The 19,158-nt window shown below is 72.6% G+C and carries 18 protein-coding genes; 10 read left to right on the forward strand and 8 right to left on the reverse strand.

The features are described from left to right. Positions 1-85 precede the first annotated feature (85 nt). From ABZ808_RS28590 to ABZ808_RS28605, 4 genes are all read left to right on the forward strand, one after another. Positions 86-1,357, forward strand: a complete 1,272-nt coding sequence (locus ABZ808_RS28590; RefSeq protein ID WP_357012374.1) for a PQQ-binding-like beta-propeller repeat protein — start codon at positions 86-88, stop codon at positions 1,355-1,357. Positions 1,358-1,473: 116 nt separating this feature from the next. Continuing rightward, on the forward strand, positions 1,474-2,142 hold the full coding sequence (locus tag ABZ808_RS28595) for a response regulator transcription factor (RefSeq protein ID WP_357012377.1): 669 nt from the start codon (positions 1,474-1,476) through the stop codon (positions 2,140-2,142). A gap of 55 nt (positions 2,143-2,197) precedes the next feature. Further along, positions 2,198-3,373, forward strand: a complete 1,176-nt coding sequence (locus ABZ808_RS28600; protein ID WP_357012379.1) for a HAMP domain-containing sensor histidine kinase — start codon at positions 2,198-2,200, stop codon at positions 3,371-3,373. Positions 3,374-3,617: 244 nt separating this feature from the next. Continuing rightward, positions 3,618-4,031 (forward strand): VOC family protein, encoded by a 414-nt coding sequence (locus ABZ808_RS28605; protein ID WP_357012381.1) that lies wholly within the window; start codon positions 3,618-3,620, stop codon positions 4,029-4,031. Positions 4,032-4,066: 35 nt separating this feature from the next. Here ABZ808_RS28605 and ABZ808_RS28610 read toward each other — a convergent pair whose 3' ends face one another. From ABZ808_RS28610 to ABZ808_RS28620, 3 genes are read right to left on the reverse strand one after another with little or no spacing between them, the layout of a single operon-like run. Next, on the reverse strand, positions 4,067-4,693 hold the full coding sequence (locus tag ABZ808_RS28610; RefSeq protein ID WP_357012383.1) for a dihydrofolate reductase family protein: 627 nt from the start codon (positions 4,691-4,693) through the stop codon (positions 4,067-4,069). Further along, complete coding sequence (locus ABZ808_RS28615) at positions 4,690-5,166, reverse strand: SRPBCC domain-containing protein (RefSeq protein WP_357012386.1); 477 nt, start codon at positions 5,164-5,166, stop codon at positions 4,690-4,692. Before ABZ808_RS28615 ends, ABZ808_RS28610 begins: the two co-directional genes overlap by 4 nt. After that, positions 5,163-5,501: a metalloregulator ArsR/SmtB family transcription factor gene (locus tag ABZ808_RS28620; protein ID WP_357012388.1), complete on the reverse strand. Its 339-nt coding sequence runs from the start codon at positions 5,499-5,501 to the stop codon at positions 5,163-5,165. The genes ABZ808_RS28615 and ABZ808_RS28620 overlap by 4 nt, the downstream gene beginning before the upstream one ends. Positions 5,502-5,733: 232 nt before the next feature. On the opposite strand from ABZ808_RS28620, the gene ABZ808_RS28625 reads away from it, so the two are divergent. Beyond that, positions 5,734-6,237 carry a levansucrase gene (locus ABZ808_RS28625; protein WP_357012390.1) on the forward strand — a complete coding sequence of 168 codons (504 nt, stop codon included), beginning with the start codon at positions 5,734-5,736 and terminating at the stop codon, positions 6,235-6,237. 58 nt (positions 6,238-6,295) lie between these two features. Here the strand turns inward: ABZ808_RS28625 and ABZ808_RS28630 are convergent, their stop codons facing one another. The 4 genes from ABZ808_RS28630 to ABZ808_RS28645 all read right to left on the reverse strand — a co-directional run bounded on the left by ABZ808_RS28630 (position 6,296) and on the right by ABZ808_RS28645 (position 12,291). Next, positions 6,296-7,378: a hypothetical protein gene (locus tag ABZ808_RS28630; RefSeq protein WP_357012392.1), complete on the reverse strand. Its 1,083-nt coding sequence runs from the start codon at positions 7,376-7,378 to the stop codon at positions 6,296-6,298. A 162-nt stretch (positions 7,379-7,540) separates the two neighbouring features. Then, positions 7,541-9,601: a 3-hydroxyacyl-CoA dehydrogenase NAD-binding domain-containing protein gene (locus ABZ808_RS28635; protein ID WP_357012395.1), complete on the reverse strand. Its 2,061-nt coding sequence runs from the start codon at positions 9,599-9,601 to the stop codon at positions 7,541-7,543. Further along, complete coding sequence (locus ABZ808_RS28640; RefSeq protein WP_357012397.1) at positions 9,598-10,794, reverse strand: thiolase family protein; 1,197 nt, start codon at positions 10,792-10,794, stop codon at positions 9,598-9,600. Before ABZ808_RS28640 ends, ABZ808_RS28635 begins: the two co-directional genes overlap by 4 nt. A gap of 177 nt (positions 10,795-10,971) precedes the next feature. Continuing rightward, entirely contained in the window at positions 10,972-12,291 is a 1,320-nt protein-coding gene (locus ABZ808_RS28645) for a ribonuclease D (RefSeq protein ID WP_357012399.1), read from the reverse strand. 266 nt (positions 12,292-12,557) lie between these two features. Between ABZ808_RS28645 and ABZ808_RS28650 the strand changes: the two genes are divergently transcribed. Further along, positions 12,558-13,832, forward strand: a complete 1,275-nt coding sequence (locus ABZ808_RS28650; protein ID WP_357012401.1) for a trypsin-like peptidase domain-containing protein — start codon at positions 12,558-12,560, stop codon at positions 13,830-13,832. A gap of 142 nt (positions 13,833-13,974) precedes the next feature. After that, positions 13,975-15,036 (forward strand): hypothetical protein, encoded by a 1,062-nt coding sequence (locus tag ABZ808_RS28655; RefSeq protein WP_357012403.1) that lies wholly within the window; start codon positions 13,975-13,977, stop codon positions 15,034-15,036. 45 nt (positions 15,037-15,081) lie between these two features. On the opposite strand, the gene ABZ808_RS28660 is transcribed toward ABZ808_RS28655, so the two are convergent. Continuing rightward, positions 15,082-15,654: a DUF3000 domain-containing protein gene (locus ABZ808_RS28660; RefSeq protein ID WP_357012405.1), complete on the reverse strand. Its 573-nt coding sequence runs from the start codon at positions 15,652-15,654 to the stop codon at positions 15,082-15,084. A 161-nt stretch (positions 15,655-15,815) separates the two neighbouring features. Here ABZ808_RS28660 and hemE point away from each other — a divergent pair, with 161 nt between their 5' ends. Genes hemE through hemQ form a run of 3 tightly spaced genes read left to right on the forward strand, consistent with a single transcriptional unit; the run spans position 15,816 to position 19,027 of the window. Further along, positions 15,816-16,913: a uroporphyrinogen decarboxylase gene (hemE, locus tag ABZ808_RS28665; protein ID WP_357012407.1), complete on the forward strand. Its 1,098-nt coding sequence runs from the start codon at positions 15,816-15,818 to the stop codon at positions 16,911-16,913. A 6-nt stretch (positions 16,914-16,919) separates the two neighbouring features. Continuing rightward, positions 16,920-18,329: a protoporphyrinogen oxidase gene (gene hemG / locus ABZ808_RS28670; protein WP_357012409.1), complete on the forward strand. Its 1,410-nt coding sequence runs from the start codon at positions 16,920-16,922 to the stop codon at positions 18,327-18,329. Beyond that, positions 18,326-19,027 (forward strand): hydrogen peroxide-dependent heme synthase, encoded by a 702-nt coding sequence (hemQ, locus tag ABZ808_RS28675; RefSeq protein WP_357012412.1) that lies wholly within the window; start codon positions 18,326-18,328, stop codon positions 19,025-19,027. The genes hemG and hemQ overlap by 4 nt, the downstream gene beginning before the upstream one ends. Positions 19,028-19,158: the final 131 nt, after the last annotated feature.

The following is a 19,158-nucleotide window of genomic DNA, read 5'->3' on the forward strand; positions in this document are numbered from 1 at the left end:
CAGCGAGGAGGACGGGGATGCGCGTACTGGTGATGGACGACTGGCGCACCCTCGTCGACGCGGCGGCGATCCGGCGGTCGCGCCCGTGACCGGCCCGGTGATCGACCTCGGCGAGTTGCGGCACGGTCCCGACCCGGACCTGCCGCCCCGCCCACCCCGTGCCGGCGACCGGCGGCTACGCGGCGCGCTGGTCCTGCTGCTCGTGCTTGTCACAGTCGCCGCCGCGGCCGTGCCACCGCCGCCACGGACACTTGTGACGCTGCCGGCCCGGCTCGGGTCCGACGTGCTCGTCGACGGTGACCTCTTCTTGGTCGTCGAGCCGACCGACACCTCGGCGCGGCTGGCCGCGTACCGGCTGCCCGGCGGCGCGCCTGCCTGGCAGGCGCCGCTGTCGCCGCGGGCCCGGCAGTGGGGAATCACCCCGCTGGGCGGGACGCTGCTGGTCACCGGGTACGAGATCGGGCCGGTGGGCCGGGAGACGCGCACCGTGGCGCTGGACCGGGCAACCGGGGCCCAGCGGTGGGAGCAGTCGGGCAGGGCCATCACGTTGGCGGACGGCAACGTGCTGCTGCACTCCGGCGGCGAAGCCGAATCGAGCGTCCTGCGGGCTGTCGACCCCTGCTGCGGCACCGTGCGCTGGCAGTTGCCGCCCACCAGCGCCCAGATCAGCTTCCGCACCTCCGGGCGCGGCGTGGACCGGATGGTGCTCAACCCCGTGAACGCGCCAGTCGAGGTACGCGAGGCGAGCACGGGCGCGGTGCTGGCCAGTGCCAGCCTGCTCCCACCCGATGACGGACCGCTCGGGCTGGAGGTGATGGACGACCTGCTGTTGGCCGTCGACAGAGGTTCGGCCACTGTCACCGCGTACGGGTTGGATCGGTTGGACCGGCGCTGGACACGCGTCACCGGCCCGGTCGAGTTCGCGGGGGGTTGTGGCCCCGTGGTGTGTCTGCGTACCGCCGCGGAGGAACTGCAGGCCCTCGACCCCGCCACGGGCGGGTTGCGCTGGCGCAGCGACCGCTGGCTGTGGGGCTGGCCGTACGGCGACAGGTTGATGGTCAGCGGCAGCGAGGCCGGCCCGGTCAAGCAGTACCTCGTGATCGACGCGCTGACTGGCGAGGAGTTGGCCGATCTGGGCCGGTGGGAGCTGTACCAACTCGGCCCCGACCACCGGATGGTCGGCCTCCGCCGGCACCCCGACGGTGGCCTGCTCGTCGGAGAGTTGGACATCCGCGCCGGCAAGGTACGCGTCCTGGACGTGCTGCCGCGCGCCACCGGGGACTGCCAGCCCATCCCGGACCGCCTGCTGTGCGCCATCCCGAACAGCACGTACCAACTGTGGGGCATGTCCGGCTGACCGCCGCCGGCAGGCGTCGCGTACCGCCGCGCCTGGTCCGCGACGCCGACCGGCGCGGGACGATGTTGCAGGTCGGCACTAGGTTGTCGGTGGTCAGCAGCGAGGGGGAGGCCGGGATGCGGGTACTGGTGGTGGAGGACGAGCGCAACCTCGCCGACGCGATCGCGCGCGGGTTGCGCAAGCGGGGAATGGCGGTCGACGTGGCCTACGACGGCGACGCCGGCCACGAGGCGGCGTTCGTCACCCGGTACGACGTGGTCGTGCTCGACCGCGACCTGCCCGGCGTGCACGGCGACCAGATCTGCGCCGACCTCGCCGCCTCGGGCGCGCTGACCCGGGTGCTGATGCTGACCGCCAGTGGCACCGTGGCCGACCGCGTGGAGGGGTTGCAGCTCGGCGCGGACGACTACCTGCCCAAACCGTTCGCCTTCGACGAACTTGTCGCCCGGGTGCAGGCGCTGGGCCGGCGGGCCACCCCGGCCGCGCCGCCGGTGCTCGAACTCGCCGACCTGGTGCTCGATCCGGCCCGTCGGGTCGCCACCCGCGCCGGTGTGCCGGTCGACCTGACGAACAAGGAGTTCGGGGTGCTCAGCGAACTGCTCAAGGCGCGCGGGGCGGTGGTGTCCAGCGAGGAACTGCTGGAACGGGTCTGGGACGCCAACACCGACCCGTTCACCACCATCGTCCGGGTGACGGTGATGACGCTGCGCAAGAAGCTCGGCGATCCGCCGCTGATCGAGACGGTGGTGGGTGCGGGCTACCGCACCGCCGAGGTGGGGCTGTGAGCGCGAGGAGTGAGCCGGGTTTGCGAGCCCCGCAGTCGCGAACCGAGGGCGCCCGGTGAGCCGCCGGTTGCGGCCCACCCTGCGGTTGCGGCTGACCCTGCTCAACGGTGTGCTGCTGGTCGGTGCCGGCGCGATCCTGGTGCTGCTGGCCTGGCTGCTGGTCCGCGACGCGCTGCGGCCCACCGACGAGCTGCTGCCCGGCACGACAGTGCTGCTCTCCGACGGCAGGTCGATGGACGCCTCGCAGTGGCAGCGCCAACTCGTCGACGCCGCCTCGGCGGAGTTGCTGGCCAAGGGCCTCGTCGCGCTGTTGGCGATAAGCGTGGTCGGGGTGGCCGGCGCGTACGCGGTGGCCGGCCGTGCGCTGCGTCCGCTGCACCAGGTCACCGCGACCGCGCAGCGGCTCGGCGAGGCGACCCTGGACCAGCGGATCGGCTACTCGGGCGCCGACGACGAGGTGGCCGAACTGGCCAAGACCTTCGACGCGATGCTCGACCGGATCACGGCCGCGTTCGAGGCGCAGAAGCGCTTCGTGGCGAACGCCTCGCACGAGCTGCGTACCCCGCTCGCCGTGATGCGGACCGAGATCGACGTGACGCTCAGCGACGACGACGCGGACGCCGCCGAGTACCGCCGGATGGCGACAGTGGTGCGCGACGCCTCCGAGCGGGCCAACGGCCTGGTGGACGCGCTGCTGGTGCTGGCGCGCAGCGAGGCCCAGACCGGGCGGCGGCTCGGTCGCCGGACCGAGTGCGACCTCGCCACGGGCACCGCCAACGCATTGTCGGCGATGCGCCGCGAGGTGGAACGGATCGGCCTGCGCGTGCAGACATCGCTGGAGTCCGCGCCCGTGGTCGGGGACCCGGGGCTGCTCGACCGGCTGGCCGGCAACCTGATCGAGAACGCGGTCCGCTACAACCACCTGCACGGCCGGCTCTGGGTGCGTACCGGCACCGATGGCGAACGCTCCTGGCTGGTGGTGGGCAACACCGGTTTCGAGGTGGACCAGGCCGACGTGCCGGGGCTGTTCGAGCCGTTCCGGCGCGGCGGGCGGGAACGCACCGGTGCTCGCGGCTCCGGTCTGGGTCTGTCCATCGTCCGGGCGGTCTGCCAGGCGCACGGGGGCAGCGTGCGGGTGGTCGCCCAGCCCGGCGGTGGCCTGGAGGTGACGGTCACCCTGCCGACGGCGGACGCCCCGGCGGTGACCGGCCCGGTGCCCACGGCCGGCTGAGCGGGGTTGCGTGCGTCGCGCGGCCGGTGGCAAGATGCCCCGGTCAGCTCGGAAGCGAAGGGGGGTGCGTCGATGTCCACCAATGTTGACTCCGCGCCCCGGGACCGCGTCGGCTGAGGCCCGGAGGCGCCGCGCCCCGCGTGGGTCGGGCGCGAACCGCCCATCCGAGGGCGATCCAGTTTCTGCGTGCTCTGCCGCGCCCGGAAACGGGCGCCGCACCACGTCACCACTGTGGAGGACCACTGTGAGTTCGACGATCCACAACATCAGCATCGACTGTCGCGACACGTACGCCCTGGCCGGCTTCTGGTCGCAGGTCTTCGACTGCCCCCGGCAGCCGGACGACTTCCCCGGTGACCCGGAGGCGATGCTCCTGCCGCCGGGTGGTCCGGAGGTGCTGTTCATCGAGGTGCCGGAGGGCAAGACGGTGAAGAACCGTCTGCACCTGGACCTGCAACCCGCCGACCGGACCCGGGCCGAGGAGGTCGAGCGGCTGCTCGGCATTGGCGCGACGTTTGTCGCCGATCACGTCAGCCCGACCGGCGGGGGTTGGGTGGTGCTCGCCGACCCCGAGGGCAACGAGTTCTGCGTACTCGGCAACAAGGCCGAGCGGGCGGCGGCCGCGGCGGCGCGGGCCATGGCCGCCGAGATGCAGTAGCCGGGCCGGGCCGGGCCGCATCGTGGACGTGGTGACTATACGAAGGCGGTGACGCCCTCGTACTCCGCGACAGGGGCGGCGCCGACATGCTCGTACTCGAGCAGGAGCAGGCCGTTCGGCGTCACTTCGTGGTGAACGAGTCGGAGGCCGACGGGTACGCTCGGGTGGTCGAGCAGGCGCCGCCCGGAACCGGCCACGGTGGGGGCGACGACGAGTCGGAGTGTGTCGACGAGACCGCCCGACAACAAGGCCTTGCCAAGTCGGGCACTTCCGTGGATCTGGAGTTCCCGTCCTGGCTGCGCCTTGAGCTTCCCGACGGTGTGGATCGGGTCGCCGTGGAGCACCCACGTCGGGTGCCAGCTACCCTCCGTCAAGGTGTTGGTTACGACGTACTTTGGTAGTGAGTTCATCCGCTCGGTGAACGGATCGTTTGGGTCGGTGATCCGCGGCCAGTCGCGAGCGAACGCCTCATAGGTTCGCCGCCCGAGCAGCAGACCGTCGGCGAGACCTAGCCAGTCAGAGGTGCGCCGAACGAAGAGTTCGTCCAGGTAGGGCACGAGCCAGCCGCCCCGGGTGAAGTCGTCGCTCGTATCCTCGGTCGGCGAGCCGGGACCCTGGCTGACCCCGTCGAGAGTTACGAACTCGGTAAGGGCGATCTTCATAGCGCACCCTGGCTTTCGGCGACCCCGGCGAGTTGCTCGGTGACCGAGCCCCAGCCCTCCGCGAAGCCGAGATTCTCGTGACGGACGCGAGCGGCGGGATCACCGTGGCGGACGATGATCCGGTAGTCCGTGCCGTCCGGATGATCTTTCATGGTGATCTCTGCGGTCATGGGGACCGGGGTAGGGTTCGCGGGCCGCCAGGCGCTGTCAATCACATTCGTGAACACGATCCGCTCGAAATCGTCGACGACGAGGAAGCACGCATCGAGGTGCGGGACGAACTCCACCCCGTCGTCGCTCAGTCGGGTCACGAGCGCGCCACCGGGCCGGACGTCCAAGCGATCGACGCGGCACAGCGTCGGCGCCGGGATCCACCACTTCTCGAAGCGAGACGGGTCGGTCCAGGCGCTCCACACGGCAGCGCGAGGGGCGCGGATGACCCGCGCCAAGGTCAGGTCCAGGTCGGGATTCATTGCTGGTTCTCCTGCTGATCGGTGACGAAGCGTTCGAGGCGGTCCGTGCGCTCTTCCCAGATCCGGCGCTGCTCCGCGAGCCAGTCGTCGATGACGGCGAGGCGCTCGCGGTTGAGCATGCAGGTGCGCACCCGGCCGGACTTGGTCGTGCGGATCAGTCCGTTCGACTCGAGCGTCCGCACGTGCTTCATGAACGAGGGAAGGGTCATCGGAACCTCGCGGGCGAGATCGCCGACGCTCGTCGGACCGTGGCCAAGGCGTCGGATGACCCAGCGCCGGGTCGGGTCAGCGAGGGCGACGAACACTCCGTCGAGCTGTGGCGAATACTGTGCCATGTGGCTAAGTGTTGCGTGAGCTGACACTTAGCGCAAGGGCAAAGTATTGGCGGCCTTCGGGAGTGCCCGGCCGTGACGACGGTGACCGGTCGGCGCGCTGCCGGAGGCGAGGGCTCGGACGTCCTCCGGGTACTCGGCAACCCAGCCGAGCGGGCGGCGGCAGGGGCGGCGGGGCCGGCCGCGGTGGTGTTAGATGAGCGGCCGGGGCAGCGGGCGAAAGGCGTGTGGGCAGATGGACGTGACGTCGACGGAGCCGGTGCAGGCGTACCTCACCGCGGCCGGTGAGCGGCTTCGGGCCGACGGCTGCGAGGTGCGAACCGAAGACTGGGGCGGCGTGCCGGTGCTGATCGGCTACCGGGGCGACTTCAAGATGCGGTGGATGGCGACCAAGCTGCACCTGTTCACCATCGCCGCGCCGGCGACCCTGGTCACCGCCGCCGCCCTGCAGACGTTCACCGCCACGGCGACGGACTACGTACTGGCCCGAAAGGGGCAGCTGCGCGGCTTCCAGAACGGCGTGGCGGTGTTCCCCGCCCTGGTCGGCACCCAGATCGAGCCGGCGGCCTCGGCGTGGGCGCAGGAGGGGCAGCAGGTGAAGTTCGCGGCGGTGGCCCGACCGGTGGCCGTCGACGCCACCACCGGCACGGCCAGCGCGTACCGCGGCAACCCGGTGCTCGGCATCATCTACGCGGCCCACCTGCGCGGCAAGCTGAACGCGTACTTCCCGGTGGCCTGACCCTCAGCGGTCCGTGGCACACGGCACGGGGCCCCGGCCACCCGGAGGTGGCCGGGTGTCAGGACTGCTGCTCGATCTCCCCCCGGATGGTGACGAACTCCGCCGCCGAGGCGGCCGCGGACGAGAAGAACATCACAATGATCCCGACGCTGCCGTGGTCGGCCCACGCGCAGACACCCAGCGGCACATCCGCGGACTTGCCGTCGCCGCACTTGGCCACCCCGCCCTGTGGGCCTGGGGCGATGGTGGTCATCCCCGTCACGGCCATGCCCTTGGCCAACCCCCGCACCGCGTCGTCGAGCTCTTTCGCTGGGTTGAGCACGAACGTAGAGGCAGCGATCACCATGACCATGTTCCGCTCGTCGGGGCTGCCGTAGAAGGCGCCGGCGACGGGGGCCTCGACGCGCATCGAGCTTCTCAGCTCCTCGACCATCCCCTCCGACGCCTTCTTCAGCGTCGGGTCGGTGCTCTTCGGACGCCCCGCGAGGGTCTCCGGTGTGACGACCCGGATCTGGGCAGCGGGACTGGGGCTCTGCGGCGGAGTGGCCGTCGAGGAGGGGGTGGCGGGCGGCGCTGTGGTGGGGGCAGCGGTCGGGGTGGGTTTTGGGTCGGTGCTCTGATCGCCCTCGTAGGCGAGGTAGGCGACTCCGCCCCCACCGAGGCAGAGCACCAGCAGCCCGACGATGCCCAGCGCCAGGATCAGTTGGCGTGACTGCCCCTGTCCGCCGCCGGCGGGATGGGGCGGCGGGTAGCCGGCGTACTGGCCGGCCGGATAGCCGGCCTGCGGCGCGCCGGGATATCCGCCGTGTGGTGGGCTGGAGTACGGCGGGGTGGAGTGCGGTGGGCCGGAGTACGGCGGGACGGAGTGCGGTGGGCCGGAGTACGGCGCGGTGGAGTGCGGCGGGGTGGGATAGGGCGGGGTGGGATAAGGCTGTGCGGGATACGGCTGCTGGGCCGCCGGTGGGGGAGCGGGCTGCGGCGCGGCGTGCCACTGGCCGTCGTATGGCGGCTGCCCGCCCGGCTGGGGCACCCAACCCTCGGCGGGCGGCTCCGGGTAGCTGTCCGGGTGCGGCCGGTGGAAGTCGTAGCGCGCGTCGGGCTCCGTCTGCCCGGACCAAGGATCGACCGGCGGTTGGGACATTGATCAGCTCCAGGCGAGGGTGCGAACGGGTGACCGTAGCCAGCCGCCAGAGGGTCCCACTGTCCCGACCCGACGGGGAATCGGGCACAAAGACATTCGCGGTGGCTACCTCCATCCAAGCTGGACGGGGCAACCACCGCGAATGCAGGGTGCTGAGATCGGTCAGGCGGGCAGGCTCGCCGCCCCGCGCGGCAGGAACCGCTTGCCGGTGACCCGCTCGCTGGTGCCGGTCCGGTCCAGGTACGGCGTGACGCCGCCCAGGTGGAACGGCCAGCCGGCCCCGAGGATCATGCACAGGTCGATGTCCTGCGCCTCGGCGACGACGCCCTCGTCCAGCATCAGCCGGATCTCCTGCGCGAGCGCGTCGAGCGCGTTCTGGCGTACCTGCTCCTCGGTGAGCGGCTGGTCGCCGACCACGAGCAGCTTCGCGACCTCGTCGTTGATCTGGTCGTCGACCACGATCGGCTGGCCGGAGTCGGCGATCCGCTTGAGGTTCTCGCTGACACCGAACCGGTCCGGGTACGCCTCGTGCAGCGTGCCGCCCACGTGGTACGCGACGGCCGGCCCGACCAACTGGAGCAGGGCGAGCGGGCGCATCGGCAGGCCCAGCGGGTCGAGCGCGCTGTTCGCCACGTCCAGCGGGGTGCCCTGGTCGACGGCGGCGAAGACGGTGCCCAGGAAGCGAGTGAGCAGCCGGTTGACCACGAACGCCGGGGCGTCCTTGACCAGCACCGAGGACTTCTTGAGCTGCTTGCTCACCGCGAACGCGGTCGCCAGGGTGGCGTCGTCGGTCCGCTCACCGCGGACGATCTCCAGCAGCGGCAGCACCGCCACCGGGTTGAAGAAGTGGAAGCCGACCACCCGCTCCGGGTGCTCCAGCTCCGCGGCCATCTCGGTGATCGACAGCGAGCTGGTGTTGGTGGCGAGCACCGCCTCCGGGGAGACGATCTTCTCCAGCTCGGCCCAGACCTGCTTCTTGACGCCCAGGTCCTCGAAGACCGCCTCGATGACGAAGTCGGCGTCGGCGAAGGAGCTCTTGTCGACCGTGCCGCTGACCAGGCCGTACAGCTTGGCGGCGGTGCCCTTGTCCATCCGGCCCTTGGTGACGGCCTTCTCGATCTGGGTGTGCACATAGCCGACGCCCTTGTCCACACGGGACTGGTCCAGGTCGGTCATCACCACCGGCACCTGGAGGCGGCGGGCGAACAGCAGCGCCAGCTGGCTGGCCATCAGGCCGGCGCCGACGATGCCGACCTTGGTGATCGTGCGGGCCAGGCCCTTGTCCGGTGCGCCGGCCGGCCGCTTGGCCCGCCGCTGCACCAGGTCGAAGGCGTACAGGCCGCTGCGCAGCTCCTCGGAGAAGACCAGGTCCGCGAGGGCCTCGTCCTCGGCGGCGGTGCCGGCGGCGAAGTCGCCGTCCTTGGCCGTCTCCAACAGATCGAGGGCCTTGTACGCGGCCGGAACCGCGCCGTGCAGCCGCTGGTTCAGCGTCTCCCGGGCGAAGTAGAGCACGCCCGCCCACATGTCCTTGTCGACCTCGGGCCGGGTCACGGTGACCTGGCCCCGGACCACACCGGCGGCCCACTCCAGGGACCGCTCCAGGAAGTCGGCCGGCTCCAGCAGCACGTCCGCGATGCCCAGCTCGGCGGCCTGCTTCGGCTTGAGCATCTTGTTCTGCATCAGCGGGTTCTGGATGATCACCTGGGTGGCGGCGGGGATGCCGATCAGGTTCGGCAGCAGCTGGGTGCCGCCCCAGGCGGGCACCAGACCGAGGGAGACCTCGGGCAGGGCGAGAGCCGCCGCGCCGCCGGAGAGCGTCCGGTAGTGGCAGTGCAGCGCCAACTCCAGGCCGCCGCCCATCGCCGCGCCGTTGACGAACGCGAAGGTGGGCACGGTGCTGTCCTTGAGCCGGGCGAAGACCCGGTGGCCGAGCCGGCCGATCTCCAGGGCCTGCGCGCGGTCGGCGAGCTGCGGCAGCCCGACGATGTCCGCGCCCACGCAGAAGATGTACGGCTTGCCAGTGACCGCGATGAACGCAGGGTCGGCGGCCAGCGCGGCGGTGATCGCCTCGTCCAGGCTGGCCAGCCCACCCGGGCCGAAGGTGTTCGGCTTGGTGTGGTCGAAGCCGTTGTCCAGCGTGATCAGGGCGGCGGGTCGGTCCAGCCCCGGTACGTTCACCTGGCGCAGCAGCGCCTTGGTGACGACCTCGTTCGGTGCCTTCACTTGTTGCCCTCCGTCCAGTGCGGGTTCTCCCAGATCACGGTGCCGCCCATGCCGATGCCGATGCACATGGCGGTCACGCCGTAGCGGACCTCGGGATGCTCGGCGAACTGGCGGGCCAGCTGGGTCATCAGCCGTACGCCGGAGGAGGCGAGCGGGTGGCCGATGGCGATGGCGCCGCCCCACGGGTTGACCCGGGGGTCGTCGTCGGCGATGCCGAAGTGGTCGAGGAAGGCGAGCACCTGCACGGCGAAGGCCTCGTTCAGCTCGAACAGGCCGATGTCGTCGATGGTCAGGCCGGCGATGCGCAGCGCCTTCTCCGTCGACGGGATCGGGCCGATGCCCATCACCTCCGGCTCCACGCCGACGTAACCGAACGACACCAGCCGCATGGCGACCGGCAGGCCCAGCTCACGGGCGGTGGCCTCGTCGGCGATCAGGCTCGCGGTGGCGCCGTCGTTCAGGCCGGCCGCGTTGCCCGCGGTGACCTTGCCGTGCGGGCGGAACGGGGTCTTCAGGGTGGCGAGCTTCTCCAGCGAGGTGTCCCGGGGGGCCTCGTCGACCCCGGCCAGGCCCCAGCCGCCCTCGGCGTCGCGGATGGCCACCGGCACCAGGTCGTCCTGGAGCTTGCCGTTGGCGTACGCCTTGGCGGTCTTCTGCTGGGAGGCGAGCGCGAACGCGTCGGTGCGGTCCTTGGTGATGTGCGGGACCAGGTCGTGCAGGTTCTCCGCGGTGGCGCCCATGACCAGGGCGGACGGGTCGACCAGCTTCTCCGCGACGATGCGCGGGTTGGGGTCGACGCCCTCACCCATCGGGTGGCGGCCCATGTGCTCGACGCCGCCGGCGATGGCGATGTCGTACGCGCCCATGGCGATGCCACCGGCGACGGTGGTCACCGCGGTCATCGCGCCGGCGCACATCCGGTCGATGGCGAAGCCGGGAACGGTCTTGGGCAGGCCGGACAGCAGCGCGGCGGTGCGGCCGATGGTGAGGCCCTGGTCGCCGATCTGGGTGGTGGCCGCGATGGCGACCTCCTCGACCCGCTCCGGCGGCAGCTGCGGGTTGCGGCGCAGCAGTTCCCGAATGCAGCGGATCACCAGGTCGTCGGCGCGGGTGTTGGCGTACATGCCACCCGCCTTGCCGAACGGGGTACGGACGCCGTCGACGAAGACGACATCTCGAACTTCACGGGGCACTTGAGCCTCCTATTCGACCACAATTCGGCCTTCGCGCCGGCAGGCGGCACTCGGAACCGAATGAGGGTCGCCGACACGGGCACGTTTCTCCCGAATGCTACTCGCCAGTAACCAACCCGTCCGCACCGCCTGCTGTGGCCCACCCCACACCACCCGGCACCGACGCGGCACGCGGGATCAGGCCGGGGGTGACAGGGCGGGGGTCAGATGGGGGGTGAGCAGGGCGATCTGCCACTCGCGGGCGTTGAAGCCGCGCAGGGTCTCCGCCACCGCCTCCTCGGTGAGCTCCTCCGGTGGGCTCCAGGCCAGCCGGCGTACCGAATCCGGGGTGATCAGGTTCTCGGGAGGCAGGTTGTGCTCCCCGGCGATGCGGACCACCACCTCCCGGCAGCGGACCAGCCGACCCGCCGCCACCGGATCCCGCTCGGCCCACCGGTGCGGCGGAGGCGGACCCTCCACGGCCGGGGTGACCGGAAGCGCGTCGTCCGGCAGTTGGCGGGCGTCGTCGAGCGCGGCCAGCCAGGTGCGGGCCAGCCGGCGGACCGAGCGGCCACCGAAGCCCGGCAACGTCAGCAGCGTCTTCTCGTCCTTCGGGTCGAGCTCGGCGGCGGCGACGATCGCCGAGTCGGGCAGCACCCGCCCGGGCGCGGCGTCCCGCCGGGACGCGATCTGGTCCCGGGCGTACCACAGAGAACGCACCCGGGCCTGCGCCCGCGCTCCCCGCACCCGGTGGATGCCGGACGTACGCCGCCAGGGCTCCGCGCGGACCCGGGGCGGCCGGGCACCGGTACGCACCAGCGCCGCGAACTCCTCCGCGGCCCAGGCCGACTTGCCCTGCCGAGCCAGTTCGGCGTCGAGCGCGTCACGCAGGTCGGTGAGCAGCTCCACGTCGAGGGCCGCGTAGGTCAGCCACGACTCGGGCAGTGGACGACTCGACCAGTCGGCCGCCGAGTGGTGCTTCTCAAGGGTGAACCCGAGTAGCTGCTCGGTCAGCGCGGCCAGACCGACCCGCTCGAACCCGGCCAGCCGAGCGGCCAGTTCTGTGTCGAAGAGCCGGCGCGGATGCAACCCAACCTCGGCCAAACAGGGCAGATCCTGACTCGCGGCGTGCAACACCCACTCGGCCTCCCCGATCACCGCGTCCAGCGCGCTGAGGTCGGGCAGCGGCAGCGGATCGATCAGCGCCGTGCCGGCACCCGCGCGGCGGAGCTGCACGAGATAGGCGCGCTGGCTGTAGCGGTATCCGGAGGCGCGCTCGGCGTCCAGCGCAACAGGGCCGGTGCCCGCCGCGAAACGGGCCACGACCTCGGCAAGCTCCGCCGGGGCGGCCACCGGGTCCGGGGTGCCGTCACGCGGGGCGATCAGCGGAACGGGCCCACCGTCGGTCGGGTCGGGCCCCTCGCCTGCCGGCTGCGACTGAGCCAGCGGCGGGTGGTGGGGTGCGTGTCCCGGGAGTTCTTCGGTGGGCCGACGGCGCAGGGGTGGTTCGTCGGTCACCTGCCAACCCTAGTGCGCGCGCTGATATTGCGTGTGCAGCCGGTCCGGCGTGTGTCGGTCCGGTGTCCACAAGGTGTCATTTCGGATGCCGGACATCGGGGGAGACAAAGCCCGTTCACGCAGGTACGGTCCATCGAGCCGCGAGCCCCGAAAGGGTGACATCCGGGTCGATGTGCGGCACAGGAAGACCATGGGAAGGCAAGGCGATCATGACGGCTGGCTTCGGCGCGCAGGACGGACGACCGGAGGGCACCAGGCCTGACGACATGAGTGGGTCCACATCCGGGCGACCGGGGCCACTGCCACCCCGCATCGAGCCGCACCCCGCCGCCGGCGCTGCCTGGCCCGGGCCGCCGCCCGGCGGGACCGACCAGCCGCAGGGCGTTCCGGCACCCCGCACCGGCTGGGCGGCCCCGCCCAACGGCGGCCAGTGGGGCGCGGCGCCCCAGGGCACCGCGCCGGCCGCACCGCACGGCAGCACCGCACCGCACGGCAGCGCGCCGGCGACGTACGGCACGGCCGCGCCTCAGGGCGCCGCGCCGGCGGCGTACGGCACGGCGGCGCCGCAGGGTGCCGCACGGACGCCGTATGGAACGACGGTGGCCGGCCCGTACGGTCCGGGCGCCGCCACGCCGTACGGCGCCAGCGGCTACCCGTCGCCCGGTGACTCGGCCAGCGCGCCACCGATGTTCACCGGTGGCCAGCCCGGCGGCGGTCAGCCCGGCTGGCCGACCCCGGCTCCGCCGCCACCCGCGCGGCCCGGCCGGCGTCGCTGGCCGGTCGTGCTCGCCACGGTGCTGGTCGTCGTGCTGGCCGCCGTGGCCGGCGTACAGGCGTTCCAACTCGACCGGCTGGGCGACCGGCTCGCCGACACCGACCGGCGGCTGGCGCAGGCCCAGGAGGGCAACGGCACACGCCTCGACGGCCTGGAGACCCGCGCGGACGCGTTGGAGAAGCAGGCCGGCGCGGCGTTCAACCCGGAGGCGGTGGCCAGCGCCGTGCTGCCCAGCGTGTTCCGGGTCCGGGCCGGTCAGTTCACCGGCAGCGCGTTCGCGGTGGGCAAGCCGGCGGACGGCGGCGGGACGAACCTGTTCACCAACTTCCACGTGGTCGAGTCGGTCTGGGAGGGCGGCGGACGCCAGGTCTTCCTGGAGCGCACCGACCAGCGCTTCCCGGCCACCATCGTCAAGGTCGACAAGACCAACGACGTGGCGCAACTGCGTACCAGCGGCAAGTTCACCGGCCTGGTCACCGCACCCAGCGCCGTGAAATCCGGCCAGCAGATCGTCGTGGTCGGCGCTCCGCTCGGCCTGGAGGACAGCGTGACCACCGGTGTGGTGAGCGCGCTGCGCTCCGCCCAGGGGGCCTCCGGGCCGACCATCCAGTTCGACGCCCCAATCAACCCCGGCAACTCCGGTGGGCCGGTGATCAACGGCAGCAAGCAGGTGGTCGGCATCGCCACCGCCAAGGCTCGTGACGCCGAGGGCATCGGACTGGCCGTACCGATCAAGGTCGCCTGCGACGGTTTCAAGATCTGCTGAGTGGGCGGCCTCGGCCGCCCACGCCATCCCCGGCCATCGTCGGCCGCTTCCCAATCCGACCGGGTCCTCGGACCCGGACGACCTCGCCGTATCCGGTCCGTCGCGCCTACCGGCGGAGGACCTGCTCACCTGGAGGAACATCATGTCTCAACCCCCGACCGGGCCGGAGGGCGTTCCGTCGGCCACCCCGACGCCGCCCGCCAGTGCGGGTCAACCGCCGTCCGACGCCGACCAGACCGTCTCGTACGCCGCCGGCCCGCCTGCCGGCTCGCCCGACGCCGACGCGACGGTGCAACACGCGGCCGGCACCGATGCGACAGTGCAGTACCCGGCCGGACCGCCCACCCCGCCGCAGCAGTACGCGCCGCAGCAGCCCACGCCGCAGCAGTACGCGCCGGCCCAGGCGACGCCGCCGCAGCAGTACGCGCCGCCGCAGCCCACGCCGCAGCAGTACGCGTCGGGTCAGGCCGCTCCGCAGTACGGGGCAGCCCAGCCCGTGCCGCCGCAGTACGGCACCCCGCAGGCGTCGCCGGGCTACCCGGCCAGCGCACCGCCGTACGGCGGTCAGGTCTCCGCGCCGCCGGTCTCTGGTCCGGCGTACGGGCAGCCGATGTCCGCGCCGCCGGTCTCTGGTCCGGCGTACGGGCAGCCGATGTCCGCGCCGCCGGTCTCCGGTCCGGCGTACGGGCAGCCGATGTCCGCGCCGCCGGTCTCCGGTCCGGCGTACGGGCAGCCGATGTCTGCCCCGCCCGGGGTGGCGCCGTACGGGCCGCCCGCCACGCCGCCGGCCCGTCGGGGTCGGGCGGTGCTGGTGCTGGCCCTGGTGGCAGCGCTGCTCTTCGTCGTCAGCGGGGTGATGACCGGGTTGTTCGTGACGAAGAACAACGAGCTGAACCGGACCGAGAAGCGCCTCACCAACCAGGTGAGCGAGCGGGACGGCACCATCACGGCCAACACCACCGAGATCACGAAGCTCAAGGCCGACCTGCAGACCATGCAGGACAAGCTCGACAACACCCAGCAGGACCTGACCGGCACCCGCAACGACCGTGACGAGCAGGCCCGGCAGAAGAAGGTCATCGCCAGCTGCCTGGACAAGCTGACCACCGCGCTCGGCGCGGCGTCGGCCGGCAACAGGAGCGCGTACGACGCGGCGATGAAGGGCCTCGACAAGGTCTGCGACGAGGCGGAGAACTACCTGTAACCCCGACGGACGTCCGCCCCGACCCGGAAACCGGGCGGGGCGGCGTCAGGCGGTGCCGGCGGGACGGCGGTCGGAGAGCGCGGTGACCCCGGGCGGCGGAAGGCCGGCCGTCGAGGCGAGCAGCGCGCACCAGCCGAGCAGGTGGGGGGCGAGGTCGTCGTCGACCGGCGTCCAGGAGGCGCGGATCTCGATGTCGCCGACGGTCGGCGGGCCGGCCAGGTCACCGAACCGGGTCGACATGGTCTGGGTGACAGTTCCGCCGATCGCCCGGTGAGCCGCCTCCTGGGTGTCCAGGGCGTCGGTCAGCCACGTCCAGCCGACCCCGGGCAGCAGCGGGTCGGCGGCGAGGTCGACCTCCAGTTCGGCGGTCACGTAGGTGACCAGCCGCAGGGTGCCCTGCCATGCCTCGTGCCCGGCCGGGTCGTGCAGCAGGATCAGCCGGCCAGTGGCCACCTCGTCGCCGTCGCGCAGCACCGCCGCGGAGAGCGCGAACGTGTACGGCGCCAGCCGCTGGGGGGCGCCAACCTCCTCCAGCGTGATCTCCGGCCGGGGCGCCGGCGACCTCAACCCGGCGACCGCGCGGACGAAGGTCTCCGGGAGCGCGATCGGGGGGGCCATGCCGGCAGCCTATGCCGCCGTCGGCCCACCCGCTTCGACGGCGCGCCGACGCCTCCGCGCAGCCCGCCCGCTGCCGGCGCTCCGCGTGGTGGGCGTCCGGAAGGTGTTCTTCCTTTCACCCCAGGAGGGTCGGGGGTGCGTGGCGTGGCACGATTGCGGCGATGACCACGGAAACCACGGGCACTGCCGCCCGAGACGGAGACCCGCGCCCCGGCGGCCCCGCCGACTCGCCCTTCATCCGGGCCTGCCGGCGTCGCCCCGGCCCGCACACCCCGGTCTGGTTCATGCGCCAGGCTGGCCGCTCGCTTCCCGAGTACCGGGAGATCAGGGCGAGCGTGCCGATGCTGGAGTCCTGCCGCCGCGCGGACCTGGTAACCGAGATCACCCTCCAGCCGGTGCGCCGGCACGGGGTCGACGCGGCCATCCTGTTCAGCGACATCGTGGTGCCGGTCGCCGCGGCCGGGGTCGACCTGGACATCGTGCCGGGCACCGGCCCGGTGGTCGCCGAGCCGATCCGTACCGCCGCTGACGTCGAGCGCATTCGCCCGATCACCCGCGACGACGTCCCGTACGTCGACGAGGCCGTCCGGCAGTTGGTGGTCGAGCTGGGTGACACCCCGCTGATCGGGTTCGCCGGCGCGCCGTTCACCCTGGCCAGCTACCTGGTCGAGGGCGGTCCGTCGCGGACCCACGCGAAGACCAAGGCGCTGATGTACGGCGATCCGGAGCTGTGGCACGCGCTCTGCGGCCGGCTGGCCGAGATGACGCTGGCCTTCCTGCGGGTCCAGATCGAGGCCGGCGTGTCCGCCGTGCAGCTGTTCGACTCGTGGGCGGGCACCCTCTCCGAGGCCGACTACCGCCGCTACGTGCTGCCGCACTCGACCGCCGTGTTGAGCGGGCTGGTAGACGCCGGGGTGCCGCGGATCCACTTCGGGGTGGGCACCGCCGAACTGCTCGGCGCGATGGGCGAGGCCGGCGCGGACGTGGTCGGCGTCGACTGGCGGACCCCGCTGGACGTGGCCACCGGCCGGATCGGCCCGGACAAGGCCGTGCAGGGCAACCTGGACCCGACCGTGCTGCTCGCACCGTGGCCGGTGGTGGAGGGCGAGGTACGCCGCATCCTGGCCCAGGGGCGGGCCGCCCCCGGTCACGTGTTCAACCTCGGTCACGGCGTGCTGCCGGAGACCGACCCGGAGGTGCTGACCCGGGTGGTCGCGCTGGTGCACGAGCTGTCCAGTCGCCGGGCCGACCAGGGCTGACCGGCGATGCGGCAGCCCTGGCGGGTGGCGGTGGTCGGCGGCGGGATCGCCGGCCTGGCCGCCGCGGTCCGGTTGCGCGACCGCGCCCCGGCCGGCACCGAGATCACCGTGTACGAGCAGTCCGGCGCGCTGGGCGGCAAGCTGCGTACCGGGGAACTGGCCGGTCAGCCGGTGGAGTTCGGGGCCGAGTCGTTCCTGATGCGCGACCCGACCGGCGCCGAGAGCGCCGCGGTGGCGTTGGCCCGCCGGCTCGGGCTGGCCGAGCAGATCGTGCACCCCACCGTCGGGCAGGCGGCGCTGGTGGTCGACGGAGGGCTGCGCCCCATCCCGGGCGGCACGCTGGTGGGCGTACCCGGGGATCTGGATCGGGTGGCCACGGTCGCCCGCCCGGCGGTGGACGCCGACACCGACGGCGGCCGGCCGTTGGTCGCGCCCGGCGCGGACGTCTCGGTGGGCGCGCTGGTCCGGTCGCGCTTCGGTGACGAGGTGGTCGACCGGCTGGTCGACCCGATGCTGGGTGGCGTGTACGCCGGCCGCGCCGACGACCTCTCCCTGGTCACCACGATGCCGGCGCTGGCCCGCACGGCCCGGGTCGAACACACGCTGGTCGGTGCGGTCCGCGCGGCGCAGGCCGCCGCGCCGCGCGCTCCCGGCGCCCCGGTCTTCGGCACCCTGGCTGGTGGGTTGAGCACCCTGGTCGAGGCGGCGGTGACGGCCAGCGGCGCGACGGTCCGCCGCGACGCCGCGGTCCGCGAGGTCGCGCCCACCGTCACGGGTTGGCGGCTCACCGTCGGCCCGACCCGCGACCCGGAACACATCGACGTGGACGCCGTGGTGCTGGCGGTGCCGGCCCGGCCGGCGGCCCGACTGCTCAGCGTCCCGGCCCCGGCGGCCGCCACGGCCGTCGGTGAGCTGGACTACGCGAGCGTCGCGCTGGTCACCCTGGCGCTGCCGCAGCCGCGCCTGCCCGAGCTGTCCGGCTTCCTGGTGCCGAGCACCGAGGGGCTGCTGATCAAGGCGGCCACGTTCTTCACCACGAAGTGGGGGCACCTGCGCCGGCCGGCCGGGCTGGCGCTGGTACGTGCCTCGGTGGGCCGGTACGGCGAGGAGGCGCACCTCCAACGCCCCGACGAGGACCTGGCGGCCACCGTGCACCGGGAGTTGTCGGCGGTGCTCGGCGCACCGCTGCCCGCTCCGGTCGACGGGCACGTGCAGCGGTGGGGTGGCGCGTTGCCCCAGTACGCTCCGGGGCACGCCGACCGGGTCGCCGCCGCGCGGACGGCGCTGCGGGCCGCGCACCCCACACTGGTCCTCGCCGGCGCTGGCTACGACGGCGTCGGCATCCCGGTCTGCGTCCGCTCCGGCGAGACGGCGGCCGACGAGATCATCACAGCACTGGGAGGATCGGCGAGATGAGCGAGCAGACCAACGCGGCCCGCCTGCGGGAGCTCAACGACAGCATCCGCTACACCATGTGGTCGGTGTTCCGGGCCAGCGCCCCGCTGCCGTCGCTGCGGGACAACGTCACAGGTGAGGTCGAGGCCCTCTTCGAGGAGCTGGCCGGCAAGGACGTGGTGATCCGGGGCGTGTACGACGTCTCCGGGCTGCGCGCCGACGCGGACGTGATGATCTGGTGGCACTCCGCGTCCAGCGACGCGTTGCAGGACGCGTACCTGCGGTTCCGCCGCACCACGCTGGGTCGGGCGCTGACCCCGGTCTGGTCGCAGATGGCGCTGCACCGGCCGGCGGAGTTCAACAAGAGCCACATCCCGGCGTTCCTGGCCGGCGAGGAGGCCCGCCCCTACATCTGCGTCTACCCGTTCATCCGCTCGTACGAGTGGTACCTGCTGCCCGACGCGGAGCGGCGCGAGATGCTTGCCGAGCACGGGAAGATGGCGCGTGGCTACCCGGACGTCCGGGCCAACACGGTCGCGTCGTTCGCGCTGGGCGACTACGAGTGGATGCTCGCCTTCGAGGCCGACGAGCTGCACCGCATCGTGGACCTGATGCGTGACCTGCGGGCCTCCAGCGCCCGCCGGCACGTCCGCGAGGAGGTCCCCTTCTACACGGGCCGCCGCCGCTCGGTGGCGGAGATCGTCAACTGCCTGGTCTGATCGGGGCAACCCGCCGGCCGGCGCCGCACCCCCGCCTCCTTCTCCGCCGGCAATCGGACATCAGGGTGATTGTCCGAGGCGTCGACAGGGAACAGAGGAGGGAGTGATCCGGGCGCACTGCTCGGCCCGGG

Origin of the sequence: Micromonospora sp. NPDC047527 (genome assembly GCF_040643015.1) — a bacterium.
Classification (GTDB): Bacteria; Actinomycetota; Actinomycetes; order Mycobacteriales; family Micromonosporaceae; genus Micromonospora.